Origin of the sequence: Pseudoalteromonas sp. APC 3893, from assembly GCF_030408095.1 — a bacterium.
In the GTDB taxonomy this organism is placed as follows: Bacteria; Pseudomonadota; Gammaproteobacteria; order Enterobacterales; family Alteromonadaceae; genus Pseudoalteromonas.
This window is the reverse complement of the sequence record NZ_JASDCD010000010.1, coordinates 139,906-163,910: the sequence shown is the minus strand read 5'-3', so window position 1 is coordinate 163,910 and position 24,005 is coordinate 139,906. Positions and strand designations below refer to the sequence as shown.

Sequence of the window (24,005 nt, the reverse complement as noted above, 5' to 3'; positions counted from 1 at the left end):
ATAATGTCACAACTTGACCTAACAAGAAGGTTGGCGTAAACGCAAGTGCCGGTGGAATAGTATCAACAACCCCACTATCACTGGCGGTGCCAGTATTCCCTGCGGCATCACTGAGACTGACACTGACACTGTAGTTGCCATCCGCTAATGCTTGGCTGGCTTCTGCCTGCCATTGACCATTGTCATCCGTTTGCACCGTCACACTGTGACTGCCATTGCTGTCAGTGAAGGTCACGATAATATCGCTGTTGGCTAAGTCTGATGTGCCCGTTACCAGCGGTGTGTTGTCGTTCGTTAGTTCTGGTGCGCTAATACTCACACTCGGTGCGGTGGTATCTATTACTCCGCCGGTTTCTGTATCACTGGCAGTATTACCGGCTGCATCCGTTACGCTGGCACCTACCGTAAAGCTCCCTTCTGCAAGATCTGTCGGTACATCTACTGACCAGGTACCATCGGCTTGTACTGTGGCAGTTAGGTTTTGTTCATTACCTGCTGCATCTGTCACGGTTAACGTCACTGTCGCGCCTATTTCATCACTGGAGCCTGTAATAGTTGGCGTTGTATCATTGGTGGCATTAATTGGATCAATATCAAACGTGGGCGCTTGTGTATCAATCACGCCACCTGTTTCACTGTCACTGGCCATGTTACCGGCTGCATCCGTCACGCTGGCATCAACGGTAAACGCACCTTCGGCTAAATCAGTGAGCACACCCACTGACCAAGTACCATCAGCTTGTACTGTGGCAGTTAGGTTTTGTTCATTACCTGCTGCATCTGTCACGGTTAACGTCACTGTCGCGCCTATTTCATCACTGGAGCCTGTAATAGTTGGCGTTGTATCATTGGTGGCATTAATTGGATCAATATCAAACGTGGGCGCTTGTGTATCAATCACCCCGCCGGTTTCTGTATCACTTGCGATATTGCCAGCTGCATCCGTCACACTGGCATCAACGGTAAACGCACCTTCAACAAGCTCTGTCGGTACATCCACTGACCACGTACCATCAGCTTGTACTGTCGCTGTCAGATTTTGTTCATCACCCACCGCATCTGTCACAGTTAAAGTCACTGTCGCGCCTATTTCATCACTAGAGCCCGTTATCGTTGGCGTTGTATTATTGGTGGCATTAATTGGATCAATATCAAACGTGGGCGCTTGGGTATCAATCACACCACCTGTTTCACTGTCACTGGCCATGTTACCGGCTGCATCCGTCACGCTGGCATCAACAGTAAACGCACCTTCAACAAGCTCTGTCGGTACATCCACTGACCACGTACCATCGGCTTGTACCGTAGCAGTTAGGTTTTGCTCTGTGCCATCGGCATCTGTCACGGTTAACGTCACTGTCGCGCCTATTTCATCGCTAGAGCCAGTAATGGTTGGTGTAGTGTCATTCGTCGCTGTAATTGGATCAATATCAAACATGGGCGCTTGGGTATCAATTACTCCGCCCGTTTCTGTATCACTGGCCGTGTTACCCGCCGCATCCGTCACGCTGGCATCTACCGTAAAGCTCCCTTCAGCAAGCTCTGTCGGTACATCCACTGACCACGTACCATCAGCTTGTACTGTGGCAGTTAGGTTTTGCTCTGTGCCATCGGCATCTGTGACAGTTAAAGTTACTGTCGCGCCTATTTCATCGCTAGAGCCAGTAATGGTTGGTGTAGTGTCATTCGTCGCTGTAATTGGATCAATATCAAACGTGGGCGCTTGTGTATCAATCACGCCGCCGGTTTCTGTATCGCTGGCGGTATTACCGGCTGCATCAGTTACACTGGCATCTACCGTAAACGCACCTTCAGCTAAATCAGTCGGCACATCCACTGACCAGGTACCATCGGCTTGTACTGTGGCAGTTAGGTTTTGTTCATTACCTGCTGCATCTGTCACGGTTAACATCACTGTCGCGCCAATTTCATCACTGGAACCTGTAATGGTTGGCGTGGTGTCATTCGTCGCTATAATTGGATCAATATCAAACGTGGGCGCTTGGGTATCAATTACTCCGCCCGTTTCTGTATCACTGGCCGTGTTACCCGCCGCATCCGTCACGCTGGCATCAACGGTAAACGCACCTTCAGCTAAATCAGTCGGTACATCCACTGACCACGTACCATCGGCTTGTACTGTGGCAGATAAGTTTTGTTCATTACCCGCGGCATCAGTAACAAGCACCGTTACCGTCGCGCCAATTTCATCGCTAGAGCCAGTAATGGTTGGTGTAGTGTCATTCGTCGCTGTAATTGGATCAATATCAAACGTGGGCGCTTGTGTATCAATCACGCCACCTGTTTCTGTATCGCTGGCGGTATTACCGGCTGCATCCGTCACACTGGCATCAACGGTAAATGCACCTTCAGCAAGCTCTGTCGGTACATCCACTGACCAGGTACCATCGGCTTGTACTGTGGCAGTTAGGTTTTGCTCTGTGCCATCGGCATCTGTGACAGTTAAGGTTACTGTCGCGCCTATTTCATCGCTAGAACCTGTAATAGTTGGTGTAGTGTCATTCGTCGCTGTAATTGGATCAATATCAAACGTGGGCGCTTGCGTATCAATTACTCCGCCGATTTCTGTATCGCTGGCGGTATTACCCGCTGCATCCGTCACACTGGCATCTACCGTAAACGCACCTTCAGCTAAATCAGTCGGCACATCCACTGACCACGTACCATCGGCTTGTACTGTGGCAGTTAGGTTTTGTTCATTACCCGCTGCATCAGTAACAAGCACCGTTACCGTCGCGCCAATTTCATCACTGGAGCCTGTAATAGTTGGTGTTGTATCATTGGTGGCATTAATTGGATCAATATCAAACGTGGGCGCTTGTGTATCAATCACGCCACCTGTTTCTGTATCACTGGCAGTATTACCGGCTGCATCCGTTACGCTGGCACCTACCGTAAAGCTCCCTTCTGCAAGATCTGTCGGTACATCTACTGACCAGGTACCATCGGCTTGTACTGTGGCAGTTAGGTTTTGTTCATTACCTGCTGCATCTGTCACGGTTAACGTCACTGTCGCGCCTATTTCATCACTGGAGCCTGTAATAGTTGGCGTTGTATCATTGGTGGCATTAATTGGATCAATATCAAACGTGGGCGCTTGTGTATCAATCACCCCGCCGGTTTCTGTATCACTTGCGATATTGCCAGCTGCATCCGTCACACTGGCATCAACGGTAAACGCACCTTCAACAAGCTCTGTCGGTACATCCACTGACCACGTACCATCAGCTTGTACTATGGCTGTCAGATTTTGTTCATCACCCACCGCATCTGTCACAGTTAAAGTCACTGTCGCGCCTATTTCATCGCTAGAACCCGTTATCGTTGGGGTGGTGTCATTCGTCGAACTTAATGGATCAATATCAAATGTGGGTGCTTGCGTATCAATCACGCCACCTGTTTCACTGTCACTGGCCGTGTTACCCGCCGCATCCGTCACGCTGGCATCAACGGTAAACGCACCTTCGGCTAAATCAGCTGGCACATCCACTGACCACGTACCATCGGCTTGTACTGTGGCAGTTAGGTTTTGCTCTGCGCCATCGGCATCTGTGACAGTTAAAGTTACTGTCGCGCCTATTTCATCGCTAGAACCTGTAATAGTTGGAGTGGTGTCATTCGTCGAACTTAATGGATCAATATCAAATGTGGGTGCTTGCGTATCAATCACGCCGCCGGTTTCTGTATCGCTGGCAGTATTACCCGCTGCATCAGTTACGCTCGCATCAACGGTAAACGCACCTTCAGCAAGCTCTGTCGGTACATCCACTGACCACGTACCATCGGCTTGTACTGTCGCTGTCAGATTTTGTTCATTACCCGCGACATCAGTAACAAGCACAGTCACTGTCGCGCCAATTTCATCACTGGAGCCAGTAATGGTTGGTGTAGTGTCATTCGTCGCTGTAATTGGATCAATATCAAACGTGGGCGCTTGCGTATCAATCACGCCGCCGGTTTCTGTATCACTGGCAGTATTACCGGCTGCATCCGTCACGCTGGCATCAACGGTAAACGCACCTTCGGCTAAATCAGTGGGCACATCTACTGACCACGTACCATCGGCTTGTACTGTCGCTGTCAGATTTTGTTCCACACCGGCTGCGTCTGTCACAGTTAAAGTCACTGTCGCGCCTATTTCATCGCTAGAACCTGTAATAGTTGGTGTTGTATCATTGGTGGCATTAATTGGATCAATATCAAACGTGGGCGCTTGCGTATCAATCACGCCGCCGGTTTCTGTATCACTGGCAGTATTACCCGCTGCATCCGTCACGCTCGCATCAACGGTAAACGCACCTTCAGCAAGCTCTGTCGGTACATCCACTGACCACGTACCATCAGCTTGTACTGTGGCAGTTAGGTTTTGTTCCACACCGGCTGCGTCTGTCACAGTTAAAGTCACTGTCGCGCCAATTTCATCACTGGAGCCTGTTATCGTTGGGGTGGTGTCATTCGTCGAACTTAATGGATCAATATCAAATGTGGGCGCTTGCGTATCAATCACGCCGCCGGTTTCTGAATCGCTGGCGGTATTACCGGCTGCATCCGTCACGCTGGCATCAACGGTAAACGCACCTTCGGCTAAATCAGTGGGCACATCTACTGACCAGGTACCATCAGCTTGTACTGTAGCAGTTAGGTTTTGCTCTGTGCCATCGGCATCTGTGACAGTTAAAGTTACTGTCGCGCCTATTTCATCACTAGAACCTGTAATAGTTGGCGTTGTATCATTGGTGTCAGATAATGCATCAATGTTAAAACTAGGAGCTTCACTAGTTAGATCAAACGACGATGTTGCTTGAGCCTGATTTCCGGCGGAGTCAGTAATACTTGCTGCAACAGTAATTTCGCCATCCAGTAGTGGCTCTGGTACATCTGCACTCCAACTCCCATCAACACTAACAATTGCTGTAAAGGTATATGTATTCAAGCCATCTGAAACAGTGATACTTACCGTACTACCTACAGGCTCATCTGTTTGCCCACTAATAGTCGGGGTTGGATCATTTACCGCGCCAATACTATCAATAGAAATAATTGGTGCTGAAATATCAATTACACCACTGCCTGAAGTTGATGCTAGGTTTCCAGCCTCATCTGAAATTGTGGCTGTAACTGTGAACTCCCCTTCGTCTAATGGGAGTTCAGGGCTTATTGCCCAATTACCATTGGCGTCCACCAGCGCCACTAATGTATATATACTTCCAGCGCTGTCTGTAATAACCAGTGTCACTTCACTACCTATTGGCGCATCTGTTGTTCCATTAAATAGTGGAGTGCTATCATTCGTTAAAGAGTCAAAATTAAGAGTAATACTCGGCGCTGTCACATCAATAACACCCGTTAAACTATTACTTGCTTCATTATCAAAGCTATCAGTTACAGTGGCCGTAATTGAAAACTCTCCTTCAACTAACTCTTGTGTTGGTGTAACAGTCCAATTACCTTGGGCATCAACTACAGTAAATAACGTTTCTGTTTGACCATTCTGTGCGGTGATGATTATGGCTACTTGATCGCCCTGCATCGTATTTTGGGTACTACCTGAAATTGTTGGAGTAGTATCATTTGTTTCGCCAATAACATTGATTGAAATAGAAAGTAAACTTGAATCAATCAAGCCAGTTTGTGAATCTGAAGCTTCATTCCCTGCCGCATCAGCCACAGTAGCAATGACCAAAAACTCTCCCTGAGCTAAGCTATTAGGAACTTCAATTGAAAAGCTACCATCGCTTAAAACATGAGTCATGAGTTGCTGCTCAACACCGTCAGAGTCAGTAACTATCAAGCTAACGATTGACCCTGTAGTAGCTCCTTGTACTTGCCCTGATATAACAGGAGTGCTGTCTGCCCCCTCATTAATTGAATCTAAATTAATGATTGGGGCAGTTAAATCAACCACACCAACAGTTGAATCAATAGCTTCATTTCCAGCGCTATCAGAAACTGTTGCTGTTATTGTGAACTCACCCTCAGAAAGTAATTTATTCACTCCTACTTGCCAGCTGCTATCAGCATTAACAACTGTCGTTAATAATTGTTGATTCCCATCACTATCAATAACAATAACAGTAACGGACGTACCAACAGCAACACCTGAAACACTTCCAGATATAATAGGTGTAACATCATTAGTATCTGTAAAGTCAGCTATGTTAATCGTCGGCGCTGTAGTATCAATATTACCTGTACTAATATCTTGAGCTGTATTGCCTGCAGCATCTTGAGTATCTGCAACAACGTCAAATTCGCCTTCTGCTAGCTCATTACTAACTTCGATAGACCAACGTCCATTCGATGCAATGGTCGTAGTTAGCACTTGTACTGTTCCTGCATTATCCGTAATAGTCAGAGTAACGGTGCTTCCATCAGGTAAACCGAGTGTCGTACCAGTTAAAGTAGGCGTTAAATCACTTATATCACCAATAAAGTCAATGAAAACTTCAGGAGACGTTAAATCAATAGTGCCTGTTGCTGTTGCAGTACTGCTATTACCCGCAGCGTCAGAAACACTTGCAGTGACAGTAAAATCACCTTCATCAAGCTCGTTTAAAACATCTGCTTGCCAGTTTCCATTTAAATCCACTGTCGTTGTTAGTGTTTGTTGAGCACCATTGCTATCCGTAACTAGTAATGTAACAACTGTACCAGCGTCTACATCTAAAACAGTCCCAGAGATTAAAGGAGTCGTGTCATTTGTATCTGCAATAGGATTAATTTGAATCGTTGGGTCGGTTAAATCGATTACTCCAACTTCAGTTGCTTGTGCAGTATTACCTGCAGCATCTGTCACAGTAGCAGATACCGTAAACTCACCTTCAGCAAGTGGAATACTTGCTTCTACAGACCAATTTCCATTTTCATCTGTAAGTACCTCTATTATTTCAGCTTGCCCATTACTGCCAACAAAAGTAACGGTCACCAGCGCGCCAGGCTCCACATCTTGAGTTGAACCAGAAATAACAGGTGTAGTATCATTTGTATCAATAATAAAATTAATACTCACGGTTAAATCTATATTACCAACGGCGCTCGCTTGTGCTTCATTACCTTGAGGGTCTGTAACCGTTGCAACGACTGTAAAGTCTCCTTCAGGTAAAGGTTCTCTAAGTTGAATAGACCAGGAGCCGTCAGCTTGAGTAATAGCTAGCAACGAAAATGTATTACCATCACTAGTTGTAATGGCAAGTGAAATTGTACTACCAGATGCAACCCCTTCAGTTGTACCACTCAAAAATGGAGTCGTATCATTAGAATCAGCAATTGCATTTATAGCGATTGTTATAGCTGAAAATGAAATTTGACCGACAGTTTGTGCCGATGCGCTATTACCTGCTGTATCAGACACTGAAGCAGTTGCAGTAAATTCTCCCTCAGCTAAGGCTAGTGAAGCTTCAATACTCCAACGACCGTCGTTATCAACTTGTGCTGTTAATTGCTGTAACACACCAGCACTGTCCACAACATCAATAGTCAGTATTGTGCCAGGTTCTACACCTTCAACTTGACCAAAAAAGGTAGGTGTTGTGTCATTCGTGTCAGCGATTGATGAAATAGTGATTTCAGGAGCAGTTAAATCAATTAAGGCTCTTTCAATATCTTGCGCTTGGTTATTAGCTGCATCCGTAACAGTAGCTAAAATACTAAACTCACCTTCAGACAATTCATTTAATACATTGACTGCCCAGCTACCATCAGCATTACTTAAAACGGTAAATGTTTGCTCTTGGCCATTAAAGTCAGTAACCATAACTATAATTACAGTTCCTTGAGGGACTCCCTGCACTGAACCTGTAATTATTGGAGTAGTATTTTGAGAATCATCAAGCGGTAAAATATTAATCGTAGGAGCTGTCAAATCTATCTGATTTATCGCTGTATCCGAAGCTTGATTACCCGCAGAGTCTGCTACCTGAGCCGTAACTGTGTACTCTCCTTCACTTAATAACTCGGAAACTTCAATTGACCAACGACCATTGTCATCCACTATACTAGTAAAGGTCTGTTCGTTTCCTGCTGCATCTAAAACACTAACTGTAACTAGACTGCCAACAGACACCCCACTCACCCCACCGTTAATAACAGGGGTTGTGTTATTTGATGGGGCTAAAGCATCAATAGTGATGATGGGGGCAGTTAAATCTACTATCGCTAAAGTAGAGTCAACGCCTTGATTGCCTGCATCATCAGTTGCAACAGCATCAACGGTATAAGCACCTTCAGATAAGGCTTGTGTTGTTAATGACCAATTACCTTGCTCGTCTATAACAACAGTAAAATTTTGAACTTGCCCTGCGCTATCAGTCACCGTCACGAGCACATTATTACCCGCCGCCACACCTGCCACAGAGCCACTTATTGTCACTATTTCAGAAGATGAGTCAGCTAATGCATTAATACTCACAACAGGTGCCGTGGTATCAATCTCTGCGGTGATTGTCTCGGTAATCGGATTTCCATCTAAATCTGTAACTGTCGCATCTATCACAATAGGGCCATCTATTAGTGGCTCTTCTACAGCAGCTGAAAATGTACCATCCTCTTCAATTACGACAACTAAAGTTTGCGTCTCCCCTGCAGAATCCGTGATTATCATAGTAACAGCTTGGCCAGCCAGATTTTCACTCGTACCGGTGATCACAGGTTGCGCATTGTTTATCAAACCCAAGTCGTTAATAGTTAATGATGCCAATTGATTGGTCTCTGGTAACACGCCATCGGTGGTATCTCTTAAACTAAAAATCCCATCATTAAAACTTTCGTAACTATCATCAAACGATAAACCGTTATTACTCAAAGCTTCAGCAATTCGAGTCAATGTAACAAAGGATGTACCACCACCAGACGTACCCGGTGTATTGCCACCAGCAGCAGTTGCATCTAAAGCGTCAAGAATATCTCCATCACCTTCTAACGCTTGCAAAAAGTCTGTTACATCTGGATTTTGTGTATCTGTGGGGTCTTGTGCTTCGGGTGAGTTCAAACTAGCAATAGCATCATCAATTGATTCATCAAACAAGGTGGTTTCAGAGTCATCTCGAGCGGCTTGTGCCATTAAATCAGGCGTAATTTTAACTCTTTGATTTGCAGGTATCGCGAGTGACAAACCTTTGACATCGATTATTAACGAAGAGTTTGCTGCAGTTACAACAATCTCGCCAACAGTCACTGTGTCGCCTAATGTTAGCGTGCGAAAAGAGCCATCGTCTAAAGCAACCTGTACTGTGCCTTGTACGTCAATAACTAATAATTGATTTGCATCCATGATTTCACCTACTCAGTCAAAAAAATTTGCTATATAGATAAAATTTAGACAAACCGTACTAAAGAGCTACTGGACTAAAGTACAGGGCTACAAAAAAAGAATTAAAAAAATACGACTAAAATAGGTGGTATAAATTAATTTTTATGCTACTTCATAATTAGGTTTGCACTATTTAACTTCATTGTCTAAAACTTAATTAGAGGTGCTTCTAACTGATCTAAGAGGATGCAATGATTAGAAAAAATAGCATAAAGCAAAGTAAAACTATCTTGGCTATTGGCCTAACTTTAGCCATAAATGGAGTTATACCTAAAGTGCATGCGGAGGAAACTTCCTTAATGCCTTTAACCTATGTTGCTGACAAAGCAATTTCTAATAACCCTGAAGTACAACAAGCATGGCATGCATTTAAGGCATCAGTGTATGGTGTTGATGCCGCTTATTCGGGCTATTTGCCCACTGTAGATGCCACTGTTAGCGCTGGCTATGAAAAACGCAACTACGGCGTCGAAAACGAATACAATCGTAATACTGCAGAGTTAACTCTAGGGCAAATGCTATACGATGGCTTTAGAACATCAAATACAGTAGAGCGCTTTGAGCGTATTCAACTAATTCGTTATTTTGAAATGATGTCGCAAGCAGAACAAATCGCATTAGAGGCCAGCGCAGCATACATCGATGTACAAAAGTTCACTCGCTTAGTTGAACTTGCTCAACAAAACCTAAAAGAGCACGAGTCTGTGTATCAACAAATCGAACAAAGTGTTGGTGCAGGCGTAGCCCGTGCTGCCGATTTAGAACAAATAAGTGGCCGTCTCTCATTAGCCCAATCAAACGTAATGACCGAATATGCAAACCTACATGATGTAAGTGCCCGCTATTTAAGAGTTGTTGGTGAACTACCTCAACAAGGCACAGTTGAGGCAAGGCTAAGCGAAGACAGTATACCGATTTCAATAAATCAAGCTCTTGATATCGCTTATAAAAACAGCCACGACTTTTATGCGTCGTTATATAATATTGCCGCACAAGAGGCGAATGCCCAAGCACAAAAATCTGCATTTCACCCAAATGTTGATTTATCAGCTCGTTATGGCACACAAGACCGTGATGAACTTGGATTTAATGAAACACGTACAGAAGCACGAGTCGGTATAGATGTTAGCTATAACTTGTACAAAGGAGGCCTTGATAGTGCTAATTTAGAACAAGCATATCAAGAGGTTAATGTTGCAAAATACCAGCGTGATCAGTCATGCATAGAGATAAGACAAAGCCTACAAATAGCTTATAATAATGTGAAAGTACTTGAAAGCAAACTACCAGCATTAGAGCAACACAAGCGTTCATCTAATAAAGTGAAATTTGCCTACAAAGATCAGTTTGATATTGGCCAACGTACATTGCTTGACGTCCTTGATGCAGAGAACGAATCTTTTCAATCTACCCGCTCATATATCTCGGCACTTTATGAGCGCCAAGAAGCGATTCTAACCATGCTAGCGCAAATGGGTAAACTTTTACCTACACTCAATGTTACATCAGATAAATTTCCTAAAATAAGTGATTTAACTGACGATCCGCTTGCGCACAACCCTGAAACTATTTGTCCTAAATATGACGTTGGAGCAACTATAAACCGCCAAGCTTTTTTACAAAAAAAGAAAATGCAAGATAACGCCTATATGTCAGTGACCGCAATGCCAAGGTACTTAGAGGCACCAGCATTAAATACGACATTAAACAGTATGAGTGACTTTCAAGATGATGATGGTGATGGTGTTGCTAACGAAAATGATGGCTGTCCAGCAACACCTGCTTTTACTGACGTTGACGAAACAGGCTGCACAAAATATAAAGCTGATTCTGCCAATGTAGAAATTGGCATCCCGTTTTCAGCCGACTCCAGTGAGGTACGCCCACAATACATGCAAGAAATACAACGGTTAGCTGACTTTTTAACTCAACACCCCAACAAAAAAGTTGAAATCCAAGGCCATGCCTCATTAGAGGGTCCTGCATTATACAACCGTAAACTCTCTGAAAGACGAGCCTTTTCGGTTGCACAAATACTCACTCAGCAATACGGTATTAGCCCAAGCAGAGTTAAATCTTTGGGGTATGGAACTGATCTGCCAAAAATACAGGAAATATCTGTACGTGCAAATGCTGCTAACCGACGCATAGAGGCCATCATAACAGATACTAGCGGCAGTTTAGCTGCAAGCAATGGATTCTAATTAAGCTAATTAGTTCTGCAAACTGAATTACAACGTTGGTCATTACATGGAAATAGATGATGTAACAAGCCATGGTGGCGTGTTGGTAGATTGCCTTGCAATTTTATGCCATTGCCATGGTCGCGAGTTCTCCCGTGAAACTTTATTAAGTGGCTTACCCCTTGAGCAAGGCAACCTCACTCCGTCAGGTTTTTCGAGGGCTGCAAAGCGTATAGGTTTTAAAACAAAAGTGGTTAATAAACCACTTGTTAAAATAAACGCTGCGTTATTACCCGCTATATTATTACTTAGCGATAATCAAGCTTGCGTTGTGACCTCTGTAGACACAGATACTGCAATGGTAGAGGTAATTTACCCTGAATTGAGTGACTCAGCAGTACACATAAGTATTGAAGAGCTAAGTCAAAACACCACTGATATTATTATCTATGCACAACCCGAGTTTGCCTTCGACGCTCGTTCGCCGGTCTTACAAAAGCTCTCTAAAGATGGTTGGTTTTGGGGTGTCATAAAAGAGTGTCGATCACTTTATAAAGACGTGATTATATCAGCTGTTGCCCTCGGGTTATTGTCTGTTGCCATGCCATTATTTGTAATGAACGTATACGACCGAGTTGTGCCAAATCAAGCAGTTGAAACATTATGGGTATTAGCAATTGGTGTTTTAATCGCCCTCACAGCTGACTTTGCTCTGCGCCTAGTACGAAGCTATTTTGTTGAACTTGCTGCCAGCAGAATTGATGTCAAAGTATCGGCGGTGATCATGGAGCGTGTACTCGGCATGAAGTTAAAAAACAGGCCGGCCTCAGCAGGATCATTTGCGAGTAATATTCAATCATTTGAATCTGTAAGAAGCTTTTTTAGCTCAGTTACGTTGATCGCCTTGGTGGACCTTCCGTTTGTACTTTTATACATCACCGTTATTGCGATAATCGGCGTCCCCCTGAGCATTCCTATTATCGTTGGTGCTTTGCTACTACTCTTTTACGCGTTAGCAGCACACCGCAAATTAGAAGCTCTTTCTGAGCAAACCATGAAAGCAAGCTCAATGCGAAATGCAACCTTGGTTGAAAGCCTCACCAATATTGAAGACGTGAAAAGCTTTCATAGCGAATGTAAAACCCAGTCTATCTGGGAAAAATCGACCATTTTTATTGCCCGTGTAAATGCACAAAGTAGGCTTATATCAGGATCTATTTCAACAACCGCAGCATGGGTGCAGCAATCAGTGGGAGTGATCATTATGATCATCGGTGTTCATTTAGTAATTAACGGCGATCTCACTCAAGGTGGCTTAATTGCAGCTTACTTATTGTCATCGAGGGCAATGGGCCCTATCGGGCAATCTGCCGCCGTTTTGGCCCAATTTCATCATGCGGCAATCGCAATGCATTCACTCAATGAAATTATGGAACATGAAGTAGAACGTCCACCGGGAAAGCATTGGTTGAGCCACCCTGTTTTAAGAGGCGATATTCAATTTAAAGATGTACGCTTTAAATATTCTGATGAAAGTAATGACGCACTCTCAGGAATAAATTTAAGTATAAAAGCAGGTGAAAAAGTAGCTATTTTAGGGCGTAATGGCTCAGGTAAAAGTACCTTAGAAAAACTTATTTTAGGATTATACGAACCAACCGCCGGATCGATAGCTGTGGATAATACGGATATCCACCAAATAGACCCAGCTGAATTACGCCACAATATTGGCTACGTACCGCAAACCGTTTCTTTGTTCTATGGCACCTTAAAAGACAATATAACTTTAAGTGCTTGGCATGCTAGAGACGAGCAAATTATCTCTGCATGCGAACAAAGCCAGCTATTTGATTTAATTAACTCCCACCCTGACGGCTTTGATTTACAGGTCGGCGAACAAGGCCGGTTATTATCTGGTGGCCAACGCCAAGCCGTAGGTATCGCAAGAGCGCTTATAAATGATCCACCAATACTTATTTTGGATGAACCAACCTCTGCGTTGGATCATGCCAGCGAAGCAAGAATTATCGCAAACCTGAAACAACACAGTGCGGAAAAAACCCTTATAGTTGTTACACATAGAACCTCTCTACTGGAACTTGTTGATCGGGTGATTGTATTAGATAACGGTAAAATAGTTGCAGATGGCCCTAAAGACAAAGTTATCGCATCATTAAATAACAGACCTGTGGAGCGTGCTTCATGAGTGACAAAAAACCACCTCTAGAACAACGTTCATTTGAATCGATGGGTCGTGCTATTGAAGCATCAAAAGGTCGCAAACCTTCCATATTTAATGGTTTATTTAAAAACTGGTTATCACCACCTAACAGCCAAGATTGGGTGGTCGATGCGCAATGGGAAAAAATGCAACAACAACCCGCGCGGGCACGGCTACTGCTGTACTTAATTTGTTTAAGTATACTGCTATTGATTGTTTGGTCTGCATTTGCAAGTTTAGATGAAGTAGCTCGTGGTGAGGGCCGAGTTATCCCTTCGAATAAGTTACAGCTGATTCAATCTTATGATGGCGGTATGGTTGAACAAATTAATGTACGCGAAGGGCAAATAGTAAACGTTGGCGATGTATTAATTAAAATAGACCCAACCCGATATATATCAAGTTTTCGTGAAAACCAGTCTAAAGTACAATCTCTCAGTGCCAAAGTAGCAAGATTAAAAGCGCTAACCCAAAAGCAGCCGTTAACTTTCGACGAGCAATTAAAAGCGGACTCTCCCAACGCTGTGATCCATGAGGAAGCGCTATATCTCAGTAACAAAGAAGAGCTAGACCAACAAGTCACTATTCATAAACGCCAGTTAGAACAACGTCGTCAAGATCATATTGAAGCGCAAGCCGCACTTAAGCAACATACTGACGCTCTAAGGTTAATCTATCGTGAGTTACAAGTGACCCGCCCACTATTAAAGTCGGGCGCAGTGTCTGATATAGACATCATTCGTTTAGAGCGACAAGCCGTTGAGCTAAAAGGTGAAATAAGTAGAACGAAAGCAGTAATAAATCGCAGTTTATCTGCGATTAATGAAGCTAAAAATAAAGTAACTGAGGTTGAGCTGGTCATGATAAATCGTTGGAATAACGAATTATCAGAAGCACTACTGCGCCTTGAGTCGATAAAAGAAACCGAGTCAGGACTCGCAGATAAAGTAACTCAGACTGAAATAAAATCCCCAGTAAATGGCACTGTACAACGCTTAATGGTCAACACTGTTGGCGGAATTTTACAACCCGGCAGTGAAGTACTAGAAATAGTCCCCCTTGATGACCAATTAATTGTAGAAGCTAAAATCCCCCCTAAAGACATCGCATTTTTGCGCCCTGGCCAAGCGGCAATGATAAAATTTAGTGCATATGATTTTGCCATTTACGGTGGTCTCAATGCCCAAGTTATGCAGATCAGCGCTGATACTATCACAGATGAACGTGACAACACCTTTTACTTGGTGCAATTAAAAACCAATAAAAACCAATTTGCCGACGACCTAACCATTATTCCTGGTATGACTACTCAGGTTGACATCATTACGGGCAAAAAAACCGTTTTAGAATACTTACTCAAACCTGTTTTACGGGCTACTTCATTAGCTATGACTGAACGCTAAGTCAGCCTGACATTCTAAATCTGGAGTAAAAATGCGATTACACCTATTTATTAGCGAGAAGGAACTGACTTCTCCTCATTGGAAAAATGCTTACCCTGATTGTGCGATAAAACATATAGCGCCAAAGCATATCACTGCTGATAGTGTGATCTGGATATTAGCTGGTATACCTCAATGGTTAGAATTAGTTAAAAAATACAGCCAAAACCGTATTCCGGTAATCGTCATGGCCAGAGAGTTAGATATTAATGAGCTCGGGGCTGCTTTGCAGATGGGTGCTAGGGGCTATATTGAAGCCTTTGCCAGTCAAATAATCATTGAGCAAGTTGCCGACACCATTCTCAGTGGTGGTATATGGCTTCCAGGTCAGTTACTGTCTAATTTAGTTGGCGCACTATCAAATCAGCCTGTTAATTATAAACATGATTGCGACCTAGACAGCCTAACAAAAAGAGAGCGTCAGGTTGTAGACATTGTGGTAACTGGTGCCACTAATAAACAAGTGGCCAATCAACTAAACATAACTGAACGCACAGTCAAAGAGCATATGAGTTCTGTGTTTAATAAGCTCAAGGTACGCGACAGAATGCACCTTATGCTCGCGGTTAAAGGGAGTTGACAGGCAACCTGTAATTAGGGTTACTTTTTACGTTCCATACCCGCCGCATCAACAGGTTGCGAAACCACACCGTCAAAACCAAGAGACTGAAGCATAGCTAAATCATCAGGATTACTCACACCTTCTGCAATCACCTTAATACCAAGCGAATGAGCCATTGCACACATTCCTCTTAAGAAAGTTTGGTTATCTTGGCTATAACTAATTTTGTGACCATAGATACTGTCTATTTTTATCATCTCAAGGCCAAGTTCTTGTAATTTATCAAGTTTAGTGAACGCAGAACCAACCCGTTTTAGTGAGACTTTAGCCCCCATACTGTTCACCTGCCCGCAAAAGTCTCTAAATACAGCCAGTTCAGCAACCGCAATACTCTCTTTTACATCAAAACAAATATGTTTAGCTAAATTAGGAAATGCTAACAAGTAAGTCAGAATAGCGGCGAGCGCGCTATCATCTAATAGCGTTTCTTCGGATATTTCCACTGATATAAGCTTTAAATCTTCACGTTCATCAAACACCCTCACTAAATATTTAATGATCCCCCAATCTAATCGCGCCAGTAATTTTAATCGCTTAGCCCACTGGTAATAAAAGCCCGAGCGATAAAGTTCGCCGTTTAACAATAAGTTCAAGGTTAGTTGGTTGTGTAATAACTTACCGCTAAAACTGGTAACAGGGTAAAGCATAACATCGAGATCATCGTTATCTAATGCTTTTTCAATAGCTGAACGCCAGCTATCAGCACTATCAAATAACTCATTTTTGTTTTTATTATCGGTAAATTTAGCTTGTGTTGATTTATCACTTGATGCGATTTTGAGTAAGTCATCAACGCGCTTTAATAAAGTAAAGCGAGTATCTTTACTCTCAATAAATGTGCAACTGTGAGGCAGAGCTAAATCAACACTCTGATATTCAGATACTAATGTTTTGTGCAGCCGTAAAACCCGATCACTAAGCAATTGTAAATCTTCAACATCGGTAAATAACACCGTAAAATCTGTATGGGACATACGGGCAATATGGTTTTCAGAGAAACGATCTTCATTTTCTTCTAAAAACAGGATCAAGGTCTTAGTAAAACGCCTTACAAAATTAACCATTTCAACACGGCCAAGCTGTTCACTTATCTGATCAAGATTCATTACTCGAAATAAAAATAAAGCGCCATGAGCATGATCTTCAGACTGTTTTAATTGAGCTTCTAAAGTGGCAGAAAAATACTCCCGATTGGCCAAGCCAGTTAATTCATCATGTTGGCTTTTAAATCTAAACTCTTCAAGACGCTTATTATCTTCTTTTATAATTTTACTAAAACGAGCAGATAGCAGGTTCATTGAGCTAACAAGACGAGCAAACTCATAAGTATTTGGCACTTTTGATTTTATAAAACGCTTATTACCCAGTTCATTTGCTTGATACACTACATCATCAAGTGGACGTAGTATTTTTGACAGAAAATAGCTACTTGCAATACATGCGACAATCGCGACAATTAAAAAACTAAAGAACAACCTTACCGCACTTTGCCATAGTGCCTGTTCAGTATATTGACTATGACTTTCTAAATACACAGTACCAAACTGGCTCCAACCATCATTAATCTGAGACACCCCCGGCGCTACATTTAAGTGATAAAGATGATGAAACCAATCTGGTGTTGAAGTATCAAAATCACCAGAAAACTCGCGTTTTACAATCACCTCCCCAGCAGGGTTTTGTAATTCAATGCGTTGGTAATGGCCCGTATCAAAAGTTGCCGAAATAAGCAATTCTAAGCTCACAGGATCTTTATCTAACTGACTCACCATTAAGGCTAAACTGTTCGCGTTATCCACGTTTTTTAAATACAGTTGAGACGAAAAATAGACCTTTGCCGAGTAAGTACTTATTAACAAGCTGCTAATAAACCCTACTAATATCACCATAAGAATGGCAAACCAAAGCTCTTGGCGAAGCGTGATACTACTTTTTTTATTACGCTTAAATAAGGAAAATAATGCCATTACCACATAACTCCTTCTCTTTGTGTTTGCTCTAATATCCGACGCCAGCGCGACAATCGCGCAGTCGGATTTGCAACACTTTTAGTTGAATTGTTCGCCCACAATCCTTGGCTATTAAAGCTAAATACAGGGCTTAAATCTGTGCGTTTTGCCGCAGGTAATACCTTGGTAATTAAACTATCTAAAATCATCGGCTGAGCATTAGGCGTCACAAAGTAACCTAATACCATGTGAGCCTGCGATCTGTTTGAACGTGGGCCACCTATTTGTGCTTTTACATAAATAAGTCGCAATTTATTATCATCAATACCCAGTGCTCTGAGGCTAATATATTTAGCAATGGCATAATCTTCACAATCACCTAAACCTTTACCTAGCGTTTCAAGTGGAGTCGCCCAGTAATCTTTTTGTTGCCACAGTTGGATGTCGGTGCGGTAACGCAGGTTGCGAGCAAAAAAATCGTTCACAATTAAAATTTTTTGTTGTTCTGATTTGTTTTGAGTTTGCACTAACATGGTTTGCCAGCTTCGTGCTACTGGCAGTCTTGTAGGACCAAACTGTTGATTCATTTGCTGAAAAAAAACATTGAACTGGATAGGTAGGCGAGCAGCAAAAACCAAGCTATTAGCGAGTAAAACTAATAATAACCCACGCCATATATAGCCTTGGTAGCCCGTCGACCAAACACGAGCTCGCTTTATAAAAGCGTACATAGGCTTGGCCATTGCATAATTAATAAAAAGTAATTGTTACCTTGTCGTATCACAGCTTTCGATCAAAAAGAATTGTTAAATCAAGCATAGCACCCACAGGTAAATATGAGATATTTTGCTTAGTAGTAAGTAACTTTTTTCACTTCTCTTGGTTTGATCTCACCTATGTATAAATCATGTACGCGTTTCATATCAAGCCTAAGCTCCGTTGCGTAGCTGTCGCCAACAGGGTAGCTTTTTACTACTTGCGCGCCTTTAATGACGCCTTGTACTTGGCTTTGTAATTGATCGTTTTGCGCAATACTGCCTTGCACCGTTGTGCCAGCGGTAATTTTTTGCCCATATACTTGCTCTGCAAGCTCACGATACGCTTCAAGCTTTGACGCTTTTAACGCCATTAACGAACGCTGTGACTCGTTATCGCCTGGTTGGGCACTGATTGGGGCGTAGCCTATCGCCTTAAGTACTGGGTAACTATCAGGCTCTATATATTTATATTCAACATGTTTATCAAAAATGCTACTGCAACCAGATAAACTTAAAGTTGCTAAAATAAAAAGGACTATACGCATAGGAGCTCACGTTAAAGTAAATGGTTTAATAGTCGCAATGAATGCATGATCAATGCCATGTTCTTGCTTTACTCTCGTATTTAAAACAATTGGTATAGTCCTTGCGTAATACATGCATATTAAAGGTAATTAACCAATATTTTGGCGTGGGATCTTACGATGAAAAAACTATTAACATGCGTTGTTACAGCTGCGACTTGGCTTGCATTGAGCGTAAGTCCCTGTGTAAATGCACAATGGTTTGAATCTACCGGCCATGCCAGCATTAAAAATAATGATATAGCCAAAGCTAAATCTGTCGCTATAAAAGATGCCATAACTCAAGCACTGGTGTTTTCAGGGGCCCGCGTTAGTTCAATGCAAACCCTTGTAGATGGCGTACTTACCCAAGATCAGCTAAAAATAAACAGCCATGGTGAAATACAAAAAATTGAAATGATCAGCGAAGACAGGCACGGCGATCAATTTGCAATCACCCTACGTTTAGATATTTTTCCAGAGCAAGAGCAGTGCCCGGCCAGCAACTTCAACAAGTTTGTTGCAATTACGCAAACCCAACTTAAACACCGTGAACAAGCTAGAATGGGTCAAATTTTTGACATCAATAAAGCCACTAGCGAAAACCTGTATAACACGTTAAACGAATCACCAATAAGTACGCGCCCTACCGCTTATTTTAACTACCCTATTCGTGTAAGTGAGTTTTTTACTCAACAATACGATTACAGCAACGCTCTACTTGAAGAAATTGCCTCTCGTAGTAATTCACAATATGTATTACTGAGTCAAATAGTTGATATATCAAATAGTGATAAACTCAATAATAGCTACGCTTTTTGGCAAGATGAAACCTATAAGCGCGCATACAATGTTGATTTTGTATTATTTGATGGCATCACCTACGAACGACTCTGGCAAAAGAACTATCGTGGTCAAGGTATTTGGCCATTTGAAAAAACTGATTTAATTGATGTATATAGCGAAAAGTTTTGGGGCTCAGACTACGGGCAAACCATTGTTGATATAAACCAAACCCTCAGCTATGACCTACAAGCAGCCATGGCATGCCTTGAAACCCAAGGTAAGATATTACATATTGAAAACGACAAACTAATCATTAACCTTGGTAAAGCACACGGCCTTGAAAAAGGGCAAATATTAAATATTGCCCATCATAATTACCTAACCGATGCTGCGGGTAATAAAATGCCTAATTTCATTACCACACTTAACCAAGTGCAAGTTGAACAGGTGTATCAACAAAGCGCTGTAACCATGAGTGTTGATAAACAACCTTTACCAAATATTCAGATTAACGACATTGTAGAGCTTGCTAAACAATCGCTTTAGTTAATTGTTTACGTAAACTAGGGTGCTCACCTAGCCAATTTGCCAACAACTCAACACCCGCTAAGTGCGGATAATGCTTACGAGATGCTAACACCACGCTGCGCTGCTGAGTTGGAAATATAGGCAAATATTTAATTCCCTCGCGCTCAGCAGCTGCAAGCTTAGGCACAAAAGTGACCCCATCGTCCATGGCAACCAAAGCTAATAACGTTTCTAAACTATTACCTTGATACTCATTTGATACATCTACACCTGCCGCAAAGCAAAAGCGCTGAGCCTGATCTTTAAAACAATGCCCATCGCTGAGCATTAATAAGCTACACGTTTTTAACTCATCTAACGCTATCTTGCTGCGCTGAGCGAGTTTATTTTGCGCAGACAAGGCCACTAAAAAATCTTCTTTATATATATTAACTGTATGATAAAGCTTAAGTTCAGACACATCTGCTAGTATTGCAATGTCTAATTCACCATTATCGAGTGCCGCTAAAATAGCGCTAGTTTGCATTTCTACAAAAGCAAACTGACTATCAGCAAAGGCTTCTTTCATTGAGGTGAGTAAGGTTGGTAACAAATACGGCGCAATGGTTGGGATAATACCTATTTTTACTCTACCCTGTAATGGTGCATTCGACGTTGCCGCTAGCTCTTTTAATATTTGGGTTTGCTCTAACACTAACTTTATTTGTGTCAACAAACGTTCACCTTGCGTCGTTAAAGTAACTTGCTTAGTAGAACGGTCAAATAATGTAACGCCCAATTCTTGTTCTAGCTTTTTAATTTGGCCACTCAACGTTGGCTGACTAACATAACAAGCGTCTGCCGCTTTACGAAAATGTTTAAAGTGGGCAACTGCTTTTACATATTCAAGATCTTTTAAATTCATAGTAAGCTCAAACATAATAGGTAATACCTATCATAGTAATGCAAATAAACGATTGGAGCTATTACAACTTTCACGACATAATGGCTATCAACAAATCAAGAGGAACTAAAAAACATGTTAAACAATATTGAAGGTCAAACAATTCCACAAGTTACATTCGCAACTCGCGTAAATGATGAGTGGAAGTCAGTAACATCAGACGACATTTTTAAAGGCAAAACTGTTGTTGTATTTTCACTACCAGGCGCATTCACGCCAACGTGTTCATCAACTCACTTACCACGTTATAACGAACTTGCAGCGGTACTTAAACAAAATGGTGTTGATGACATCGTATGTGTATCAGTAAACGATACTTTTGTAATGAACGCTTGGGCTCAAAACCAAGAAGCACAAAACATTACTTTATTACCAGATGGAAACGGCGAATTTACAGACGGCATGGGCATGTTAGTAGACAAAAATGACCTAGGCTTTGGCAAACGCAGCTGGCGCTATTCAATGCTGGTTAAAGACGGCGTGATTGACAAAATGTTCATCGAGCCAGATTTACCAGGCGACCCGTTTGAAGTATCAGACGCAGACACTATGCTTGATTACATCAACCCTGAGCAAGTAAAGCCACAAGCAGTAAGCATATTTACTAAACCTGGTTGCCCATTCTGTAGTAAAGCAAAAGCGTTACTAGAAGAAAAAGGCTTAGTGTTTGAGGAAATCACCATGGGTGCAGGTGCATCTTTAACAAGTCTTAAAGCCATCTCAGGCCGTGAAACCGTACCACAAGTATTTATTGGCGGAACGCACATTGGTGGCTCTGACGATTTAGAAAAATACTTTGCTTAATTAAGTAATTATTTAAGTAAACAGTTAGGGGCAACAATGCCCCTACTTCCACCTTTTTACATACCCATTTTATTAACTTATTTTAAAAACCAGTTTTTTAATAAAATTGGTATTGAGGACATCACCATGAAAGAACTAAACACTGATGTTGTTGTAATTGGTGCAGGCACAGCAGGCCTAAGCGCATATCGCAACGCAAAACAACACACGCCAAACGTATTAATGATTGAAGCTGGCTCATACGGCACTACCTGTGCACGTGTTGGGTGTATGCCAAGTAAATTATTGATTGCCGCCGCTGAAGCTGCCCACTCAATCGAAACCGCACCGGCATTTGGTGTACATAGTTCAAAACCCACTATTAATGGTGTTGAAGTAATGGCACGAGTGCGCAATGAACGTGACCGCTTTGTCGGCTTTGTGGTTGAAGCCGTAGATGAAATTCCAAGTGAAGATAAAATTCGTGGCTATGCAAGATTTTTAGATGCCAACCGCGTTCAAATTGACGACCACACAATCATTAACGCAAAGCGCTTTGTGATAGCAACAGGCTCTCGCCCTGCTTACCCTGGCGTATTTAATAACTTTGGCGATAAATTAATAATTAATGACGACGTGTTTGATTGGCAAGACTTGCCAGAATCAGTTGCCGTGTTTGGCCCCGGCGTTATTGGCCTTGAAATTGGCCAAGCTCTGCACCGCTTAGGTGTGAAGGTAAAACTATTTGGTGTAGGTGGTGCGATTGGCCCAATTACCGACCCTGTCATTAAAGATTACGCCAACACAGTATTTGCAGAAGAATTTTTTGTGGATACCGACTCAAATGTGTCTGATATGCAAAAAGTCGGCGATAAAGCGCAACTTACTTATGTTGACAAAAACGGCGACAAACAAACCGAACAATTTGACTTTGTACTCGCCGCCACTGGCCGCGTACCCAATACTGATAAGTTAGGTCTTGAAAACACAGGCATTGAACTTGATGAACGCGGCGTACCAATCGCTGACAAACATACTATGCAATGTGGCGACTCAAATATATTTATTGCCGGGGATGCCAGTAACATGATCCCACTATTACACGAAGCAAGTGACCAAGGCACCATTGCTGGGCAAAACGCAGGACGTTTCCCAGATGTACGAAATGGCTTACGTCGTGCTTCTATTGCAGCGGTATTTAGTGACCCGCAAATCGCGATGGTAGGCGAAAGCTACAAGCAAATAACTGATCGTTTAGGTGAATGTGGGTGTTTTGAAGTCGGCGAAGTCAGCTTTGAAAACCAAGGCCGTAGCCGTGTAATGCTAAAAAACAAAGGCCATATGCGAGTATACGCAGAGCAAGGTACAGGCTTATTTATCGGCGCTGAGTTTATCGGCCCACAAGCCGAGCATATAGCCCATTTACTAGCATGGGCAGTACAAAACAAAATGACCGTACCACAAATGCTTGATATGCCATTTTATCACCCAGTGATTGAAGAAGGCCTGCGTACCGCCCTTCGTGATTTAAACGCCAAACTTAAATTTGGCCCAGATATCATAAACCACTGTATGGAATGTGGCCCAGGCGCATAAACCAAGCGCCTAAACAAATACGCACACAACAAAGGAAGCCTCGGCTTCCTTTTTTATTATCATGTACTTTGAGTTAAATGATCACTTTATCACCGTGACTTGGCGGTGTTGAAGTAACAATAAACTCAAGATCAACGTCACCATAATTACACAACTGATGAACAACTCCTGTTGGCACATGCAAACCCTGCTGCGGGTTTTATTCGCGCAATAAAGTGTAAAACAATGAATGTGAAGATAGATATCACAACTTAAATTAAACGAGTTAGATTCGATTAATTATTGATTGCAGGTCAACTGAAG

At 42.4% G+C, this 24,005-nt stretch carries 12 protein-coding genes; 7 read left to right on the top strand and 5 right to left on the bottom strand.

Features of this window, described 5'->3' with window-relative positions; genetic code table 11:
* Positions 1 to 9,289: Ig-like domain-containing protein (locus QMA12_RS13040; protein WP_290295278.1), on the bottom strand; the 9,289-nt coding region annotated here is incomplete at its 3' end.
* 230 nt (positions 9,290 to 9,519) lie between these two features.
* Between QMA12_RS13040 and QMA12_RS13035 the strand changes: the two genes are divergently transcribed.
* From QMA12_RS13035 to QMA12_RS13020, 4 genes are read left to right on the top strand one after another with little or no spacing between them, the layout of a single operon-like run.
* Positions 9,520 to 11,532: a TolC family outer membrane protein gene (locus QMA12_RS13035; RefSeq protein WP_290209363.1), complete on the top strand. Its 2,013-nt coding sequence runs from the start codon at positions 9,520 to 9,522 to the stop codon at positions 11,530 to 11,532.
* 46 nt (positions 11,533 to 11,578) lie between these two features.
* A complete protein-coding gene (locus QMA12_RS13030; RefSeq protein ID WP_290209361.1) occupies positions 11,579 to 13,717 on the top strand; it encodes a type I secretion system permease/ATPase in 2,139 nt (712 codons plus the stop codon).
* Positions 13,714 to 15,135, top strand: coding sequence for an HlyD family type I secretion periplasmic adaptor subunit (locus tag QMA12_RS13025; RefSeq protein WP_087533747.1), 1,422 nt, complete (start codon positions 13,714 to 13,716; stop codon positions 15,133 to 15,135). Before QMA12_RS13030 ends, QMA12_RS13025 begins: the two co-directional genes overlap by 4 nt.
* Before the next feature lie 31 nt (positions 15,136 to 15,166).
* Positions 15,167 to 15,754 (top strand): response regulator transcription factor, encoded by a 588-nt coding sequence (locus QMA12_RS13020; RefSeq protein ID WP_290209360.1) that lies wholly within the window; start codon positions 15,167 to 15,169, stop codon positions 15,752 to 15,754.
* Between the two features lie 20 nt (positions 15,755 to 15,774).
* Here QMA12_RS13020 and QMA12_RS13015 read toward each other — a convergent pair whose 3' ends face one another.
* The 3 genes from QMA12_RS13015 to QMA12_RS13005 all read right to left on the bottom strand — a co-directional run bounded on the left by QMA12_RS13015 (position 15,775) and on the right by QMA12_RS13005 (position 19,048).
* On the bottom strand, positions 15,775 to 17,763 hold the full coding sequence (locus QMA12_RS13015; RefSeq protein WP_290209359.1) for a LapD/MoxY N-terminal periplasmic domain-containing protein: 1,989 nt from the start codon (positions 17,761 to 17,763) through the stop codon (positions 15,775 to 15,777).
* Entirely contained in the window at positions 17,763 to 18,476 is a 714-nt protein-coding gene (locus QMA12_RS13010) for a transglutaminase-like cysteine peptidase (protein WP_087533803.1), read from the bottom strand. The genes QMA12_RS13015 and QMA12_RS13010 overlap by 1 nt, the downstream gene beginning before the upstream one ends.
* A 119-nt stretch (positions 18,477 to 18,595) precedes the next feature.
* Complete coding sequence (locus QMA12_RS13005) at positions 18,596 to 19,048, bottom strand: LPP20 family lipoprotein (protein WP_087533750.1); 453 nt, start codon at positions 19,046 to 19,048, stop codon at positions 18,596 to 18,598.
* Positions 19,049 to 19,207: 159 nt separating this feature from the next.
* Between QMA12_RS13005 and QMA12_RS13000 the strand changes: the two genes are divergently transcribed.
* Positions 19,208 to 20,398 (top strand): flagellar assembly protein T N-terminal domain-containing protein, encoded by a 1,191-nt coding sequence (locus QMA12_RS13000; protein ID WP_290209357.1) that lies wholly within the window; start codon positions 19,208 to 19,210, stop codon positions 20,396 to 20,398.
* Here QMA12_RS13000 and QMA12_RS12995 read toward each other — a convergent pair.
* Positions 20,382 to 21,284 (bottom strand): LysR substrate-binding domain-containing protein, encoded by a 903-nt coding sequence (locus QMA12_RS12995; protein ID WP_290209375.1) that lies wholly within the window; start codon positions 21,282 to 21,284, stop codon positions 20,382 to 20,384. The genes QMA12_RS13000 and QMA12_RS12995 overlap by 17 nt on opposite strands.
* A gap of 114 nt (positions 21,285 to 21,398) precedes the next feature.
* Here QMA12_RS12995 and QMA12_RS12990 point away from each other — a divergent pair, with 114 nt between their 5' ends.
* On the top strand, positions 21,399 to 22,127 hold the full coding sequence (locus QMA12_RS12990; RefSeq protein ID WP_290209356.1) for a glutathione peroxidase: 729 nt from the start codon (positions 21,399 to 21,401) through the stop codon (positions 22,125 to 22,127).
* Positions 22,128 to 22,253: 126 nt separating this feature from the next.
* On the top strand, positions 22,254 to 23,702 hold the full coding sequence (locus QMA12_RS12985) for a dihydrolipoyl dehydrogenase (protein WP_290209355.1): 1,449 nt from the start codon (positions 22,254 to 22,256) through the stop codon (positions 23,700 to 23,702).
* Positions 23,703 to 24,005 lie beyond the last annotated feature (303 nt).